Annotated in this window: 11 protein-coding genes; 7 read left to right on the top strand and 4 right to left on the bottom strand. The window is 57.1% G+C overall.

Annotated features, from left to right (window positions below):
• Positions 1-94 precede the first annotated feature (94 nt).
• A complete protein-coding gene (gene clpA, locus AC13CY_RS03265; RefSeq protein WP_483052286.1) occupies positions 95-2,371 on the top strand; it encodes an ATP-dependent Clp protease ATP-binding subunit ClpA in 2,277 nt (758 codons plus the stop codon).
• Positions 2,372-2,569: 198 nt separating this feature from the next.
• Here clpA and infA read toward each other — a convergent pair whose 3' ends face one another.
• The 3 genes from infA to aat form a co-directional block, all read right to left on the bottom strand.
• On the bottom strand, positions 2,570-2,788 hold the full coding sequence (gene infA, locus AC13CY_RS03270) for a translation initiation factor IF-1 (protein ID WP_007111068.1): 219 nt from the start codon (positions 2,786-2,788) through the stop codon (positions 2,570-2,572).
• Between the two features lie 138 nt (positions 2,789-2,926).
• The gene (locus tag AC13CY_RS03275) at positions 2,927-3,661 is read right to left on the bottom strand and encodes an arginyltransferase (RefSeq protein WP_062359288.1); all 735 of its coding nucleotides are present in this window, start codon (positions 3,659-3,661) and stop codon (positions 2,927-2,929) included.
• Between the two features lie 30 nt (positions 3,662-3,691).
• Complete coding sequence (gene aat, locus AC13CY_RS03280; protein WP_273423188.1) at positions 3,692-4,438, bottom strand: leucyl/phenylalanyl-tRNA--protein transferase; 747 nt, start codon at positions 4,436-4,438, stop codon at positions 3,692-3,694.
• 117 nt (positions 4,439-4,555) lie between these two features.
• On the opposite strand from aat, the gene AC13CY_RS03285 reads away from it, so the two are divergent.
• Together AC13CY_RS03285 and lolA are read left to right on the top strand one after the other, a co-directional pair.
• Positions 4,556-7,783 (top strand): DNA translocase FtsK, encoded by a 3,228-nt coding sequence (locus AC13CY_RS03285; RefSeq protein ID WP_172515607.1) that lies wholly within the window; start codon positions 4,556-4,558, stop codon positions 7,781-7,783.
• A gap of 148 nt (positions 7,784-7,931) precedes the next feature.
• Positions 7,932-8,588, top strand: coding sequence for an outer membrane lipoprotein periplasmic chaperone LolA (gene lolA / locus AC13CY_RS03290; protein WP_044627795.1), 657 nt, complete (start codon positions 7,932-7,934; stop codon positions 8,586-8,588).
• Positions 8,589-8,634: 46 nt separating this feature from the next.
• On the opposite strand, the gene AC13CY_RS03295 is transcribed toward lolA, so the two are convergent.
• Entirely contained in the window at positions 8,635-9,960 is a 1,326-nt protein-coding gene (locus tag AC13CY_RS03295) for a replication-associated recombination protein A (protein WP_483052287.1), read from the bottom strand.
• A gap of 238 nt (positions 9,961-10,198) precedes the next feature.
• Between AC13CY_RS03295 and AC13CY_RS03300 the strand changes: the two genes are divergently transcribed.
• The 4 genes from AC13CY_RS03300 (at position 10,199) to AC13CY_RS03315 (ending at position 17,893) form a co-directional block, all read left to right on the top strand.
• On the top strand, positions 10,199-10,744 hold the full coding sequence (locus AC13CY_RS03300) for a hemerythrin domain-containing protein (RefSeq protein WP_172515608.1): 546 nt from the start codon (positions 10,199-10,201) through the stop codon (positions 10,742-10,744).
• A 165-nt stretch (positions 10,745-10,909) separates the two neighbouring features.
• Entirely contained in the window at positions 10,910-11,707 is a 798-nt protein-coding gene (murI, locus tag AC13CY_RS03305) for a glutamate racemase (RefSeq protein WP_172515609.1), read from the top strand.
• A gap of 57 nt (positions 11,708-11,764) precedes the next feature.
• Complete coding sequence (gene trmA, locus AC13CY_RS03310) at positions 11,765-12,892, top strand: tRNA (uridine(54)-C5)-methyltransferase TrmA (RefSeq protein WP_172515610.1); 1,128 nt, start codon at positions 11,765-11,767, stop codon at positions 12,890-12,892.
• 177 nt (positions 12,893-13,069) lie between these two features.
• Positions 13,070-17,893, top strand: coding sequence for an NAD-glutamate dehydrogenase (locus AC13CY_RS03315; protein WP_172515611.1), 4,824 nt, complete (start codon positions 13,070-13,072; stop codon positions 17,891-17,893).
• The last annotated feature ends 115 nt before the right edge of the window (positions 17,894-18,008 follow it).

Consider the following 18,008-nt stretch of genomic DNA (forward strand, 5'->3'; position numbering starts at 1 on the left):
TGTACCCGATGTTGAAAGTGCCGGTCGATTAAACTGATCCGACGCAAGCCCTAGGTGTCGATATACCCTAGGTAGTAGCGAAAAGGGGACTGCCATGCTGAGCAAAGAACTTGAACTGACCCTGAACACGGCCTTCACCGTGGCTCGCTCAAAGCGCCACGAATTCATGACTGTAGAGCACCTGCTTCTGGCGCTGCTAGACAATGCCTCTGCGGTGGATGTGCTGAAGGCGTGTGGGGCAAACCTCGACAAGCTGCGGTCCGATCTGCAGGATTTCATTAACTCGACCACACCGCTGATCCCAGAAGGTCAGGGTGACCGTGAAACTCAGCCAACGCTTGGTTTCCAGCGCGTGCTGCAACGTGCTGTATTCCATGTTCAATCTTCCGGTAAAAGCGAAGTGACTGGCGCTAATGTGCTGGTGGCCATCTTTTCCGAGCAAGAGAGTCAAGCGGTTTACTTCCTTAAACAACAAAGCGTGGCGCGGGTAGACGCGGTGAACTACATCGCCCACGGAATTTCTAAAGTCTCTGGTCATGGCCCGTCGCCATCACCTTCCTCTCAAGAGAGTGACGACGCAGAAGAGGGGAGCGCTGAAGGCGCTGCTCATCCGCTGACCGGCTACGCCACCAACCTCAATGAGCAGGCACGTCAGGGTAAAATCGACCCTCTGATTGGCCGCGACCATGAGCTTGAGCGCGTTGTGCAAATTCTGGCCCGCCGTCGTAAAAATAACCCACTTCTGGTGGGTGAAGCGGGTGTGGGCAAAACCGCTATTGCCGAAGGCTTAGCCAAGCGCATCGTCGAAGAAGACGTGCCGGAAGTCATTGCCGACGCGGTGGTTTACTCACTGGATATGGGCGCACTGCTGGCAGGCACCAAGTACCGTGGCGATTTCGAAAAGCGCCTCAAGAGTCTGTTAAGCGAGCTGCGTAAACAGCCCAATGCCATCTTGTTCATCGATGAGATTCACACGGTCATTGGCGCGGGCGCTGCCTCGGGCGGCGTGATGGACGCTTCCAATCTGTTGAAACCGCTGCTCTCTTCAGGCGAGCTGCGCTGCATTGGTTCGACCACGTTCCAGGAGTTCCGCGGAATTTTCGAGAAAGACCGCGCCTTGGCACGCCGCTTCCAAAAGGTCGACGTGCTGGCACCGTCCGTTGAGGACACCATCAAGATTCTCAAAGGGCTGCGTTCGCGCTTCGAAGAGCACCACGAACTGAAATACACCGATGGTGCGTTGGAAAGTGCGGCCCGGTTGGCGGATCGCTACATCAACGATCGCTTCCTGCCCGATAAAGCGATCGACGTGATCGACGAAGCGGGTGCGCATCAGCGGATGCTACCCCCTGAGGTACGTGCTACGACGATCGATGTGGAGCAGGTCGAAGCCGTGGTGGCCTCCATTGCGCGCATTCCACCGAAGAGCGTCTCGAGTTCGGATCGTAAACAGCTCGAGAAGTTGGACCGCGACCTGAAAATGTTGGTGTTTGGTCAAGATGAAGCGATCGATTCACTGTCGGCGGCCATCAAGCTCTCCCGTGCGGGCCTGAAATCTCCCGATAAGCCCGTGGGCAGTTTCCTGTTTGCAGGCCCAACGGGCGTAGGTAAAACGGAAGTCGCTAAACAACTGGCACATATCATGGGCATTGAGCTTGTCCGCTTTGATATGTCCGAGTACATGGAGCGCCATACCGTATCGCGCTTAATTGGTGCGCCTCCTGGCTATGTAGGGTACGACCAAGGCGGTTTGTTAACAGAGGCGGTGACCAAGCAGCCGCACTGTGTGCTTCTGCTCGATGAAATCGAGAAGGCTCACCCGGAAGTCTTTAACCTGCTGCTGCAGGTCATGGATCATGGCCGCCTGACGGATAACAACGGCCGCGAAGCGGACTTCCGCCATGTGATCCTGATTATGACCTCTAACGCTGGGGCAGAGCAGGCATCACGCCGCTCCATCGGCTTCCAACACCAGGATCACTCCACCGATGCAATGGAAGTGATTCGCCGTACCTTCTCTCCAGAGTTCCGCAACCGCTTGGACGGCATTATCCAGTTCCATGCGTTGCCCACTACGGTGGTGCGTAACGTCGTCGATAAGTTCTTGATCGAGCTACAGGCGCAGCTAGACGAGAAGCGTGTACAGCTTGATGTAGACGATACGGCGCGGGATTGGCTAGCAGAGAAAGGCTACGACCCGGATATGGGTGCAAGGCCAATGGCTCGCTTGATTCAGGAGAAACTCAAGAAGCCGCTTGCCGAGATGATTCTGTTTGGCGAGCTGTCAGAGCACGGTGGGATTGTGCATGTCAGCCTGGAAGACGGAGAGCTACATCTATCAACAGAGTCGGAGATGGCAGATGCGCCCTGAAAAGGGCGCTAAGATGACCGACAAGCATTAATTGAAGTACCCGCTTAACGAGCTAACGCACAGCGCCCTGTCTTCGACGGGGCGTTGTCGTTTCCAGGGAGCGGCGCCGTAATTACGCGATACTAAAAGCAGCCATTAGGCGTTTCTGCACTCGCAGGATCGCTTGCGCAGAACATTGCTTGAGGGCGATATCAAGGCTTAGCGCGAGCGGTAAACAATACGGCCTTTTGAAAGATCGTAAGGTGTCAGCTCTACTTTTACCTTATCGCCGGTCAGAATGCGGATGTAGTTTTTACGCATTTTGCCAGAGATATGAGCAGTCACAACGTGGCCGTTTTCCAGCTCAACCCGGAACATGGTGTTGGGAAGGGTGTCAACGATAACGCCTTCCATTTCAATATGATCTTCGCGTGCCATATAGGCAGATCCTCACTTATTTTACATCGTGGATAGTCGAATGATTGCCTCAATAAGCGCTGGCACAAACCTGCACGCCTAAGAAACAGCGCTATATTGTGCCGTAAGCCTGCCGTCAAGGCAAAAAAGCTGACCAGATTAGCGAATTAAAGGTCGCCAATGCCGCCCGTCCAGCAGCTCGATGGGTGAAAAAGACTGCTTGTAGCGCATCTTACGACACTCTTCAATCCAGTAGCCAAGATAAAGATGAGGCAGCTGTTTTTCTTGGCAGAGCGCAATCAACTTTAAAATGGCAAAGGTGCCGAGTGAGCGCTTATCCAGCGCTTCATCGACTTTAAAAAACGTGTAAATAGCTGACAGACCGTGCTCTAGCTGGTCAAACGCTGCCACGGCCACCAGCTCACCTTCTAGGTACATCTCCATGAGGTGCGCATAGGGTTCTTCAAGCGTCAGAAAGGTACGGTACTGCTCGCGGCTGGGTGGATACATGTCGCCGTCTGCATGGCGTTGGCGAATGTAGTCAGCATATAGAGCGTAGTGGTTGGCATCGAAGCGCGCGGCGATGACGCGGGTCTCAATATCGTGATTGCGTTGCCAAACTTTTCGCTGAGTACGGTTGGCGCTAAATTCGTCCACCGGGATGCGGACTGAGCGGCAGGCATTGCAACCTTCGCAGTGAGGGCGGTATAAGTGGCGTCCGCTGCGTCGAAAGCCAAGCAGAGACAGCGAGTCGTACACCCCAGGCACCGGCGACTCCTGAGGATCCAGAAACAGTGTTGTTGCCTCTTTGCCAGGAAGATAGCTGCAGGCATGAGGAACGGTTAGGAAGAAGCGCAAATCCCGCACAGGGCGGCGAGGAGCGTTACTACTCACGGCTTGCCTCCTTGGTGAAAAACGGCGCGGTCACTCTGCTTCAGCGCCTGAGGGTATCGCCGCCAGCCATGGTGAGGCAGGCACGGATGGCGTCTGATGGGCAGGTGGTAAGCGAAAAGCCTTTTCTGGCAACCATTGTTCAAGGTAGTTGATGAACGTGCTACGGGCGACTGTTGTCGCACCCAGGCTGGCTAAATGCGGCGTGTGCATTTGGCAGTCGATGAGTTCACCACCATGGCGTTGCATGGCGCCTGCCAAGTAGGCCAGCGCAATTTTGGAAGCGTCGGGTTGACGTGAAAACATCGACTCACCAAAGAACACTGGCCCCATGGCCAGCCCATACAGCCCGCCGACCAGCTCGCCGTCACGGTGTACCTCAATGCTGTGGGCGATGCCAAGTTCGTGAAGGCGCTGATAGGCACGACGCATATCCGGGTTAATCCAAGTGCCCGGTTCATTTTTACGGGGAGCAGCACATGCCTCAACGACCTGGATGAACTGTTGATCTAGTGTCACGCTAAAGCCACCATGTCGCAGCCGTTTAGCTAGACTGCGGCGTCGTTTAAACTGAGCAGGCAGCAGTATCATGCGCGGGTCAGGGCTCCACCATAAAATGGGGTCCTCGTCGCTATACCAAGGAAATATCCCTTTCCGGTAAGCGTCTACCAGCCAGGCTGGTGTAAGCTCTCCACCGGCGGCTAGGAGGCCGTTGGGAGACTCTAATGCCTGTTCGGTAGATGGAAATGAAGGGTGTGGCGATGAGAGCCAAGGTAGCATCGCTTGCTCCTGTTGCTGATAGCTTCTATAGAAGCGCTGTGACGGCGGAAGGATGCTCGGTATGATGCAAACTCGCAAGTGGATTAAAGACACCGTGTGGTGTAAAGGGAGAATCGCTTGAAAGTAAATAAGGCGGTAGACAAGCGAACGCAGCGACAGTCGCGTCAGTCACCATCTAGTTCTAATTCATCGACGCGGGTGAATGCCGCAAAGGATAAGGCGCACCGGTTTGGCTTGCGCCTGCAAGGATCCGCCCGTGAAGGGGTGGTGGTTGTGATGCTGGCGCTCTGCGTCTTTTTGCTATTGGCGCTGTTTAGCTACCATCCAGCCGACCCCGGCTGGTCGTACCAAGGGCCTGAAACCGATGTGCGTAACTGGATGGGCCCGGTTGGTGCATGGCTGGCCGACGTGCTCTATTCACTGCTCGGGGCCAGTGCCCTGTGGTGGCCGGGAATGTTTGGTTACGCCGCTTGGTGGCTGATGCGCTCACGCCAGGTGCGTTTCGAGCTGGATCCGGTGGCCATTGCCGTGCGCGCAGGCGGTTTGGTGTTGCTAATGTTCGGTACGACCATGCTGGGCGCACTGCACTTTTATCATCCAGATAGCATTCTGCCCTATGCCTCAGGCGGTATTTTAGGCGAAGGGCTCGTCGGTACGCTGAAACCGTTGGTGAGTAGCGGCGGTGTGGGCTTGATTGCCGCCGCGCTAATTCTGATTGGCTTCCCGTTATTCAGCGGCATGTCGTGGTTACAGGTGGCCGATGAAGTTGGACGCAAGCTGTGCCGTATCGGCGGATGGTTTAGCGCTCGCCGTGCTAAAGGTCGCGAAAAGCGTGCTGAGCGCGCTGCCGTGCGTGCGGCTGCTAAAGCGGCGTCTAAAAAAGTGAAGCAGCGCTCCTGGGCAGAGCCTAGCGATACCAGTACGGACGCGGTAGATGAGAAAGAAGAGACGCCAGCCGTCAATGCTGCACCTCGCGCCAGTGAATCGCCTGCGCCGCAGGAGCGCCCTGCCGTTAGTGAGCGTTCACCATCAAGTCGTCGCGAGCGGCGTGAGCCAAGCTTCTCAGCACCTGCAGAAGAGACGCAAGAAGAGACATCTGCTGCGGATACCTCCATTCCTTGGGAGGCAGCCACTGTACTGAGCGAACGCCATGGAGCGAAGCCGCAAAGCACCTCAGAGCCTCGGACGGCCGCGCCAGAAGCGACTCCGCCAGCGCCTGCCAAGACGCAGGAGCCAGAAGCGCCCAGTGAACCACTAATGTCGTTATCCGCTAAAGAACCGGAGCCAACGCAACAGCCTGAGTCTGCAGTTGAAAAAGTTCCAGCGCCTAAGCCTGAAACACCTGCGCCAACTGAAACACCCGAGCCGGTACCTACCCATGAATTGGGTAGCAATAAACCGCTGCGGGTTGAAGATGAGCAGGAGCGTGAGCTCTATGCAGCTTCTGTACCGCTGCGTGCAACGCGCGATGAGTGGGAACCGGAAGCTACTGAGCCATCAGCATCCACCGCGTTTACGAGCCGCCCAGAGCCGGAGTCAGAGCACCCCGAACCAGTCACGCTGCGCAGTGAAGACAGCCAGCCAGCCTACCAAGCCCCCTCCATAGCGGCTGAACCGCGCCGGGAGCGAGTGCCGGAAGTAGTGCCAGAGCCAGTGTGGGATGACGAAGATGACGATGAGTTATCCGTCAGGCCTGTCGCATCTACTACTGCCAGCTCGCGCCATGAGCCAACCTTCTCTACCGAGCAAGTTGAGGAGGAAGCGGATAACGGCCCCACGCTGTGGACGGTGGAGCATCTGCAGAGCCAGCGCCCAGCGTTTGAAACGCTTCCAGAGCCCGAGGGCGAGGTGCCCAGCCTACAGCTGCTCACACCGCCGGAGCCGCATCAGCCGAACTACACGGATGAGCAGCTGGCCGATATGGCGGAACTCCTGGAAGTCAGGTTACGTGAATACGGTGTAAAAGCTGAAGTGGTCGATACGTGGCCGGGGCCGGTCATTACACGTTTCGAGATCAAGCCTGCTGCCGGGGTGAAGGTTTCCAAAATCAGCAATTTGGCGAAAGACCTTGCTCGTTCGCTGATGGTGAAAAGCGTTCGCGTAGTAGAGGTCATTCCCGGTCGGCCAACGGTGGGGATCGAAATTCCTAACCCGCACCGCGCGATGATTCGCCTGCGTGAAGTGATCGACTCTGACCGCTATCAGCAGGAGAGCTCACCGCTAACGATGGCGCTGGGCCAAGATATTGGCGGTGGGCCGGTGGTCGCGAACCTAGGCAAAATGCCCCACCTGCTGGTGGCCGGTACGACCGGTTCGGGTAAATCGGTGGGGGTCAACGCGATGCTGATCTCCATGCTGCTCAAGGCTAAACCCGATGAGCTCAAGCTGATCATGGTCGACCCCAAGATGCTGGAGCTATCGGTGTATGACGGTATTCCGCACCTGCTGGCGCCGGTGGTCACCGATATGAAAGAGGCGGCCAACAGCCTGCGCTGGTGCGTGGCGGAAATGGAGCGTCGCTATAAGCTGATGGCGGCGATGGGCGTACGTAATATTGCCGGCTTTAACGCCCGCCTAGACGAAGCCGAGCGTGCCGGCGCCCAGGTGGCCGACCCATTATGGGAGCCGCAGCCCTGGGAGATGCACCAAACGCCGCCGGTGCTGGAGAAGCTGCCCTACATCGTGGTGGTCATCGATGAGTTTGCCGATATGTTTATGATCGTCGGCAAAAAGGTTGAAGAGCTAATCGCACGTCTGGCACAAAAAGCGCGGGCTGCCGGTATTCACCTGATTCTTGCCACCCAGCGTCCATCGGTGGATGTGGTGACTGGTTTGATCAAGGCGAACATTCCTTCGCGAATGGCCTTCCAGGTCTCCTCGCGAATCGATTCGCGTACCATTCTGGATCAAGGTGGGGCAGAGAGCCTGCTGGGACATGGGGATATGCTCTACCTGCCCGCCGGTTCCGGGCCGCCTAATCGGGTTCACGGTGCCTTCGTGGACGACGATGAAGTCCATCGGGTGGTCGATGATTGGAAGCGTCGCGGCGAGCCTGAGTACATTGAGGAGATTCTTTCCGGCGGTGTTTCTGCGGATGCACTAACTGGGCTTGAAGCGGAAGGGATTGATGGCGACGATGCCGAGCAGGATGCGCTTTACGATGAAGCGGTGCAGTTTGTGACCGAGACCCGTAAGGCCTCGATTTCTGCCGTGCAGCGGCGATTTAAAATTGGCTATAACCGAGCGGCACGCTTAGTTGAAGCCATGGAGGGCGCAGGCGTTGTCTCCTCTATGAGCACCAACGGTGCTCGCGAAGTGCTGGCACCGCCGCCGGTTGGTCACTAAGCGTGGCCTCACCAATCATGCAATAAGCGTGAAAGTCGCGCCGCAGGCGAAACCCTGCGGCGCTTTTTACGTCTGAGAGGCATACGGAACGTCTTATCGCTCCTTGCCTCGTCCGCTATTCGGCAATGAATGCCTAGGGAGAAAGAACATGCGCGAACCCTCTAACCGTCGCTCACCTGCGTTGGTGCTTGCCGCCAGTGCGCTCGGGTTAACCTTTGCTGCACCGATGACAGCGTGGGCCAATGAGGCCGCAGAGCGGCTTACCGAGCGCCTGGATCCTCTGGAAAACTACCACGCGACTTTTGAACAGCAGATTCTGGATGGTGGCGGTGAGCGTCTTCAGAGTGCCCGTGGGGAAATGTGGTTATCGCGCCCGGGTATGCTGCGTTGGGAAGTTGAAGCTCCGTACTCGCAAACCGTGGTCTCTGATGGTGAAGATGTCTACCTTTACGATCCAGATCTTGAGCAAGTGACCGTGCAAGCGATGGATGACCGTGTTACCCACACGCCCGCGCTATTGCTGTCAGGTAGCGCCGATGAGCTAACCGCCAGCTACGATGTGTTTTACGAGCAGCAGGACGGCGATGACGTGTTTACGCTGATTCCTACGCTGGCAGACACGCTATTTGAAGAGCTGAGCATGGTCTTTGAAGGTCAGATCCTGACCGAGCTGTGGATGATGGACAGCACTGGCCAGCGCACCGCCATCACCTTCAGCGACATTACTCGCAATGGCAGCATTGATCGTGGCCTATTTGATTTCCAGATTCCTGAAGGCACCGACGTTATCCGCGAAGAGCTTTAAATCTCTGGCGGTTACTTCACCGTGCTAACACAGTTTATCAGGCACTTTAGGGTGCCTGATCTGCTTCCTGATCCCGCTGCTCCCGCCACGCCATGATTTCCCCAAACCGCTTCTCCTGGCCAAACGGACTCGGCTCGTAAAAGCGTGTTTTCGGCACGCCTTCCGGCCAACAGTCGTGAGCGCTGCCCGCTGGATAGCCATCCGCTTCGTTATGAGCATATCGGTAGCCCTCGCCATGGCCTAGCTGCTCCATCAGTTTGGTAGGTGCGTTGCGCAGGTAGGTGGGTACTTCCACCTGGGACTGCTGCTGGACAAACTGCTGGGCGCTTTTCCAGGCCCGGTCAATGCGGTTACTTTTAGGTGCCACTGCCAGATGAATCGCTGCATGGGCAATCGCCCGTTGGCCCTCATAATCGCCCAGGCGCAAATAGGCATCCCAGGCGGCGATGACGAGCGGTAGGGCGCGCGGGTCGGCATTGCCTACGTCTTCCGAGGCAATGGCGGTTAAGCGCCGCACGATATCCAATGGGTCGCCGCCGCCCTGGATAAAGCGCGCCATGTACAAAAGTGCGGCATCAGGGCGCGACGATCGGATCGATTTATGGATGGCGGATAGCAGGTCATAGTAAGCATCGCCTTGCTTATCAAACGCGCTGGACTGATGGCCGACTACATCCGCCAGTACCGCTTTGCGTAGCACCTCGCGACCATCTTGCTGTTCGGTAAAATCACAAGCCGTTTCCAGTAGCCCTAAGGCTCTCCGGGCATCCCCCGCGCTAGCATGGGCGAGGGCTTCCAGTACGCCAGGCTCTATGTCAATTGGTCGCTTGCCCAGGCCGCGCTGGTCATGTGCCAATGCTTGCTGCATCACCTGAATGAGCTCTTGCTGGGTTAGTGGCTTTAGCACATAAACACGCGCGCGTGAGAGCAGCGCTGAGTTCACCTCGAAGGAGGGGTTTTCAGTGGTGGCGCCAATCAGCGTTAACAGGCCGGACTCCACATGAGGCAGCAGTGCATCCTGCTGGCTCTTGTTCAAACGGTGAATCTCATCTAAAAAGAGAAGCGTGGGAGAAGTGCGCTGTCGGGCGCGCTCCACTACCGAACGGATCTCTTTTACGCCAGCCATCACTGCGCTTAGCTGCTCAAGATGGGTCTCCGATGCGCGAGCCAGTAGCTCTGCCAAGGTGGTTTTGCCTACCCCTGGCGGCCCCCACAAAATCATTGAGCGCACCACGCCCGACTCCGCCATGCGGCGCAGTGGCTTATCCGGTCCTACCAGTGCCTGTTGGCCAATATACTCATCCAGCGTTAACGGGCGCATACGAAAGGCCAGTGGGGCGTCTTCACCTGGAGTGGCTTCAAAAAGATCCATATAAACTTCCGTTGTAAATCGGGGCGTTGGACAACTAACGCTTAATAAGTGTCTGTGGTAAATAGGGTAACGTCAGACTACCTTGTGGCATAACGATAAGAAGCGCCCACCAGCGTTAGTCATCATAGAGGCGCAAGGCAAGGATTAACGCTAGTGTAGTAGAACCCAGCTCATGATTGTGTGCCTAATGCTCTGTAGGGAGAGCGGCAGGCATGACACTTACGAAGGAGACGGCACGATGTTAAACCAACTGCGTCTAGATCATGCCAACATGGCGCGAATGCTCCATGTGCTGCAGCTAAAGCATAAAACCTTGGCTAACGGCGAGCGGCCCGACTTTCAACTGATGCGTGAGGTGGTCGATTACATTTTGTCCTACATGGATGGTTTTGCTACGCCCCTTGAGCGCATCTGCGTTGAACGGCTCAAAACCCAGGCGCCGGAGCATCTTCCGCTGATGGAGCAAATGGCGAGCGACTATCGTGAGCTAAAGCCGCGCTTAATGCGCCTGTCCCAGGATATCGACATGATCCTGATGGATAACATCCTGCCCATGGATCGTTTCGCGGATGATTTAAAAGCATACCTGGAAGCCCACCGAGGCTATCTGCGCCACGAGCGGGAGGGGCTTTTCCCGCTGATCGACCAGCATTTCAACGAAGAGGATATGGAGGAGCTGCGCCAAGCGCTGCCCGAAGGCGCTGAAAAAGAGCTGGAGCGTCTGCAACTCGCCTACCCAGAGCTTTACGCTGAACTATGCGGTGCGGAAGTTCCAGCACTGTAACTCCTGTCAAATGTGAATCCTTCAGAGCCGAACGGGGCGTGTTAAACTGGCGCCCCGTTTTTATTGGGCGGCTGAAAAGCTGAGTCATTGCGTGGTGGCCGTTGCCAGTAGCGCCACTATTAATGGGGTGGGTTTCAACATAGCGGACTGTGCAGGTGAAGGGTGATGTCAGGGCCTATACTGATTTTTGATTCCGGCGTGGGCGGGCTTTCCGTTGCCCGTGCGCTGCGCCAGCACTATCCATCGGCTGCCCTGTGCTACGCCTGCGACAACGCTTGGCTACCTTACGGCCTGCGCGACGATGCGACCCTCGCTAAGCGGATTGTGATGGTTTGCCAGGCGGCAGTCCAAGCGTGCCAAGCCAGCGTGCTGGTGGTTGCCTGTAATACTGCCAGCACCCTTGCCCTAGAAGGGCTGCGCCAAACGCTCTCAATTCCTGTCATTGGTACCGTGCCCGCGATTAAACCGGCAGCGCTGATGAGCACATCGCGCCATATTGGCCTGTTGGCCACGACGGCTACGGTGAATCGCCCCTATACCCAGGGGCTAATCGACAGCTTTGCCAGCGACTGCGTGGTGACCAAAATAGCGGCAGATGCCCTGGTTACCGAAGCTGAAGCGTGGCTAGCCGGAACGCCGCTCAACGCACCGCGCATTCAGCAAGCGCTAGCGCCGCTATGGCAAGCCACCCAAGAGAGCCCCGCGCTAGATACTGTCGTGCTTGGCTGCACCCACTTTCCGTTGCTGCAACCACTATTAGTCACGCTGGCACCAGCGCCTATCACATGGGTAGACTCCGGTGATGCCATTGCCCGCCGGGTGGGGCAGGTGGCCACTACCCTGGTGAGCAGTGCACACGATGGCCGTTGCTTCACCACGGCGCCTGCTCAGGCGCTTACCGATGGCTTCGCCCGCTACGGCTTTCATGAACCACGGCCGCTCGTACTGCCCGGCGCCCGCTAGGCGGCGGTGAATAAACGTCTTTTTTCCTATTTTAATATTTAGTGATGAGGAGCCACCTTGGCGATCCCTACAGTAGATCCAGCACGCTACGACGAACAGCTGGCTGAGAAGCAAGCCTATGTGGAAAGCACGTTTGCTGCGTTTGATACGCCTGCGCTCGAGGTGTACCCCTCGCCACCCAGCCATTATCGCCAGCGTTGCGAGTTTCGCATTTGGCATGAAGAGGACGACCTCTTTTACGCTATGTTCGAGGTCGACCCGGAAAACCCCAAAAACAAACGAGTGGTTCGGTTAGATCAGTTCCCTGTGGCCAGCGCTCAGATCAACGAGCTGATGCCCAAGCTGCGGGAGGCCTTTCTCGCCAGCGATGAGCTGCGCCGCCGCCTGTTCCAGGTGGAGTTTTTAACCACGCTCTCCGGGGAAGCGCTGGTCACGCTGATTTATCACCGCCCGTTGGGCGATGCCTGGGAAGCCGAAGCCCGTGCTTTGGAAAGTGCCCTGGGCATCATGATTATTGGCCGCTCCCGCAAGCAGCGCCTGGTGCTTACCCGCGATCACGTGTGGGAGCGTTTAACGGTGGATGGCCGCACGCTGCACTACCAGCAGGTAGAAAACAGCTTTACCCAACCCAACGCCCACATTTGCCAAACCATGCTGGGATGGGCCAAAGAGGCCACACAAGGCCGCCAGGCAGAGGATCTCGTAGAGCTGTACTGCGGTAACGGCAACTTTACCATTGCGCTGGCTGAGAACTTCCGTCGCGTGCTGGCCACCGAGATTTCACGTACCTCCGTCGCTAGCGCCAACGTCAACCTTGAAGCCAATGGCGTGACCAATGCCCACGTGGCCCGCATGTCGGCGGAAGAGTTTGCACTGGCACTGAAAGGGGAAAAAGAGGGCCGCCGCGTGGCCGAGATGGCGCTGGACGAGTATGACTTTTCAACCGTGTTAGTCGACCCGCCCAGGGCCGGGCTAGATGAGCAAAGCTGCCAACAAATCAGCGAATACGCTCAAATCGTCTATATTTCATGCAACCCGGCCACGCTTGCCGAAAACTTAACGCTACTGACTAAGACCCACGATATTGAGCGTTTTGCGCTATTTGACCAGTTCCCGTTTACCCACCACTGTGAGTGTGGTGTGTTGCTGACCCGTCGGCAGCCACAAGTGGCCTCACAAAGCTGATACGCTGAACTTGTCAATAGTGCTTATGATGCACAAGCGGCATACTCCATGAATAACCTGTCAGTTGGTTAGGGTGGCGGTCCTGGGTAGCGTAAGCTAACAGGTAGAGTGGCCTAAAGGCCTATTGTCCTTCGTTTTTTTGGCCTATGTAGTGGCCCCAGGCAGTCGAGGTGATGGATGCATTACGTTGCGATTGAAGAGAGTCGGCGGGATCTTTTAAAGCAGCTACAAGAGCGATTGGAAGCGCGACTGGAGCCAGCACGGGCGGCCGCCATCGAAGCCTTTGCGCGCCACTTTTACGCCACGGTGCCAGTGGAAGACCTGGTAGACCGTCGGTTGGATGACCTTTACGGCGCGACGCTCTCCATCTGGCAGTTTTTACAGCACCATGACCCGCAAAGCCCCAAAGTGCGTATTTTTAACCCGGACTTTGAAGAGCATGGCTGGCAGTCGACCCACACCTTTGTGGCGGTGCTCCATGAAGATATGCCGTTTTTGGTCGACTCCGTACGCATTGAACTCAACCGTCGCGGCCTAACGGTACACGCCATTCAAAATGCTGTGTTCGCCGTGGCGCGTGATAGCCAGCATCAATTGAAGGCGCTGACCTCTCCCAAAGATGAGAATGCACCGGACGCCCGTGAATCGCTGATTGTGATCGAAGTCGATCGCCACACCGACGCCGAGTCCCTGGCGAAAATTGAGCGCAATCTGCATGAAGTGCTGCGCGATGTACGCACCGCCGTGAGCGATTTCGATGCCATGTGCGGTCAGATTACTTCCGCCATTCAAGAGCTGGAAAAGAACTGCCCACCGCAAATTGACCCGGATGACCACGAAGAAGCCATTGCCTTTCTAGAGTGGCTGTTGAAGGATAACTTCACCTTCCTAGGCTACGACGAGTACCTGCTGGACGGTAACGAGCTGCAGCGCGATCCTAACAGCGTGCTGGGCGTATTCCGCCTAGATCAGCCGCGCTACCGTGAGCGTATCCGCACCGAAGAGGGCATCGACGAGCACGACGACTACGTGCTGGTGCCGCAACTGCTCTCGTTCGCCAAAAGCGCGCACCACTCCCGCGTGCATCGCCCCACTTATCCAGACTACATCACCGTCGACCGCTACGACGATGACGGCAATGTAATCGGCGAGCGTCGTTTCTTTGGCTTGTTCACCGCCACGGTATACAACGAGTCGCCGCGCAATATTCCGCTGCTGCGCCGCAAGCTCAAGGCCGTGATGGATATCGCTGGCTTCAATCCCCAGGGCCACAACGGCAAGCAGCTGCTGCAGGTATTGGAAGTCTACCCCCGCGATGACCTGTTCCAGATCAGCACGGAATCCCTGGCCAGCACCGCGTTGGGTATTCTCAATATTCGTGAACGCCGCCAAGTGCGCCTGTTTATCCGCGCCGATGTCAGCGGTAAGTTCTACTCCTGCCTGGTGTTTGTACCACGGGACGTGTTCTCTACCGACCTGCGCCAGCGTATTCAGGGCATGCTGTGTGATGAGTTGGATGCCCACTTTGGCGACTTCAATACCTACTTATCCGAGTCGGTGCTGGCGCGTATCCAGCTCATTCTACGTTTTAACGGCGACGCCCCCAGCCAGTACGACCTGAAGCGTTTGGAGAGCAAAGTCGCCCGCTTGGCGCGCAGCTGGCGCGACGAGCTGCAGGCAGCCATGGTCGAAGGTTTTGGTGAAGAGCGTGCTAACCATCTGATCGATCAGTTCCACGATGCGTTCTCCGCTAGTTACCGGGAAGACTTCAATGCCCGCACGGCGGTATTTGACGTTCACCACCTGTTAACCTTGGATAGTGGCAATGACCTGTCGCTATCGCTCTACCGCCCGCTGGAAGAGCAGGCAGGCGGCATGAACCTGAAACTGTTCCACCGCGAATCGCAAATTCCGCTCTCTGATGTGTTGCCGATGATGGAAAATCTCGGCCTGCGCGTGATTGGCGAGCGCCCCTACGATATCAATGCGCCGCAGCAGCGCTATTGGATTCACGACTTTGAGCTGGAACATAGCCGCGAAGGCGTCAACCTGAGCGAAATGCGCGACACCTTCAGCGAAGCGTTCAAGCGCATTTGGGCAGGCGAGGCCGATAATGACGCCTTTAACCGTCTGATTATCAGTGCTGGCCTGGACTGGCGTGAAGTGGCTATGCTGCGCGGCTATGCCCGCTATTTGAAACAGATCCGCTTCGGCATGTCCCAGGACTACATCGCTGCAACGCTGGCCAACTATCCGGCCATCACCCAAACCCTGGTTGAGCTGTTCCGCTTACGTTTCGACCCGGCCCAACAGCCCAGTAACCTAGACGACTGCTTAGCACACCTTAACGAGCACCTGGAAGGCGTTGCCAGCCTCAATGACGACCAGCTGCTGCGCCGCTTTATGGAGCTGATCCAGGCCACGCTGCGCACCAACTATTACCAGAAAACTGACGATGGCCGCTTTAAGGATTACATTGCCTACAAGCTGGAACCGTCAAAAGTGACCGGTATGCCCAAGCCACGTCCGGCCTACGAGATTTTCGTCTGCTCGCCGCGTGTCGAAGGCGTTCACCTGCGCGGTGGCAAAGTGGCGCGTGGCGGCCTGCGTTGGTCGGACCGTCTTGAAGATTTCCGTACCGAAGTGCTGGGCCTCGTTAAAGCGCAGCAGGTGAAAAACGCGGTAATCGTGCCCGTTGGTGCGAAAGGCGGCTTTGTGTGCAAACGCATGCCGGAAAACGCCGACCGCGAAACCCAGCAGAAAGAAGGCATCGCGTGCTACCAAACCTTCATTCGCGCGCTGCTGGATGTCACCGATAATCTCGTGGGTGGCGAGGTGGTACCGCCGCAAAACGTGGTGCGTCACGATGAAGATGACACCTACTTAGTGGTTGCCGCAGATAAAGGCACCGCTACTTTCTCGGACATCGCCAACGCAATTTCCATCGAGTATGGCCACTGGTTGGGTGACGCATTTGCTTCCGGCGGTGCCAACGGCTACGACCATAAGAAGATGGCGATTACGGCCCGCGGCGCATGGGAATCCGTAAAGCGTCACTTCAAGAACCTGGGCGTCAATACCCAGGAAGACCTGTTTACCGTGGTGGGTATCGGTGACATGGCGGGGGACGTGTTCGGTAACGGTATGCTCCTTTCCGATAAGATCCAATTGGTGGGCGCCTTCAACCACCTGCACATCTTCGTCGACCCGAACCCGGATGCCGCAGCGGCCTTTGCCGAGCGCAAGCGCCTGTTCAATCTGCCGCGCTCCAGCTGGGAAGATTACAGCAGCGAACTGATCTCCCAGGGGGGTGGGGTGTTCAGCCGCAGCACCAAGTCGATCACCATCACGCCGGAAATGCAGCAGGTGTTTGGTATCGAAGAAACGCGCTTGTCTCCTAACGATCTGATTCGCGCCATGCTCAAGGCGAAGGTGGATCTGATTTGGAACGGCGGTATTGGCACCTATGTGAAAAGCTCAGAAGAGACCGATGCGGACGTGGGTGATAAAGCCAACGACGCGCTGCGCATCAACGGTAAAGAGCTGAACTGCCGTGTGGTCGGCGAGGGCGGTAACCTGGGCCTGACCCAGCGTGGCCGGATGGAAGCCGCCGCCAACGGCGTGCGGGTTTACACCGACTTCATCGACAATGCCGGGGGCGTCAACTGCTCCGACCATGAGGTCAATATCAAGATATTGATCGACGAAGTGGTCAAGCGTGGCGATATGACCAACAAGCAGCGTAACCAGCTGCTGGCTGACATGACCGAAGAGGTCGCCGACCTAGTGATTCTGGATAACTACCGCCAGACCCAGGCACTGGACCTGTCGGAGATCTTGTCTCACCAGGGCATGGGGCCGTACCGTCGCTTCATTAGCGAGCTGGAGTCCGCCGGTCAAATAGACCGCGAGCTTGAATTCCTGCCTGCCGATGACGTTCTGAAAGAGCGTGCCAGCAACAACCAGGGCATGCGCCTGCCGGAGCTGTCGGTACTAATCTCCTACGCCAAGAGCACCCTGAAGGGCGACTTGATCAACTCTGACGTGCCGGACGATCTCTATATTCACCGTCATCTGGAGCGCTTGTTCCCCGCCGTGCTCACCGAACGCTATCAAGCCGAGATGTACGACCACCGCCTGAAGCGGGAAATCGTGGCAACGCAGGTGGCTAACGACCTCGTTGATCACATGGGCATTGTGTTCGTACGCCGCTTGATGGATTCGACCGGTGCTGGCCGAGCCGACATTGCCCGCGCCTACGTCGTCGCCCGGGATGCCTTCAACCTGACCGATTTGTGGGCGCAGATTGAAGCACTGGATAACCAAGTGCCCAGCTGTGTGCAGTACTCCATGATGCTGGACCTGATGCGCATGATTCGCCGTGCAACACGCTGGTTCCTGCGTCAGCACCTGGGGCTTTCGACCCAGGACACCATTGAGTACTTCGGTCCGCGCTTAGCGCAGCTGCAGGAGAGCATTGGCGAGTTGCTGAGCGGTGAAGAGCAGGCCGCATGGCGCAAGCGCTGCGACGAGCTGCAAGCCGCTGGTGTGCCAGAAGCATTGGCTGCTACCGTGGCAGCGGCACCGAGCCTCTACGCTGGCCTGGGCATTATTCAAGCGGCCCGCATCACCAACGAGAAACCCCAGCGGGTAGCCGAGGTGTTCTATGAAATCGGCAGCCGCCTGGAGCTACCCTGGATGATTCAGCAGGTCACGCACCTTGAGGTGCGCGACTCCTGGCAGGCTCAGGCGCGGGAAACCTTCCGCGATGATATCGACCGCCAGCAGCTAGCGCTGACGACAAGCGTCTTGAAGCTGGAGGCGGGCAGCCGCGACACCCAGGAGCGGGTGGCCCAGTGGTTGGAGCAGCACGCCGAGCTACACCGCCGCTGGTGCCGCTTGATCGACGAAGTGCGTGGCGGAAGCGAAGGCGGATTCGCGCTGTTTGCCGTCGCGGTTCGTGAGTTGGTGGATTTAGCCGAGAGCGATAGCAAAGCATAAGCCCTTACGGGTTCTATGAGAAAAGCTACGTTCTAACGAAAAGCCGCGCCCTGGGAGACCAGGACGCGGCTTTTTTCATTCTGCGAAGAGGGGGCGATGTGCGTTATACTGCGCC

The sequence above is a fragment of the Vreelandella sp. L-15 genome (assembly GCF_056857635.1).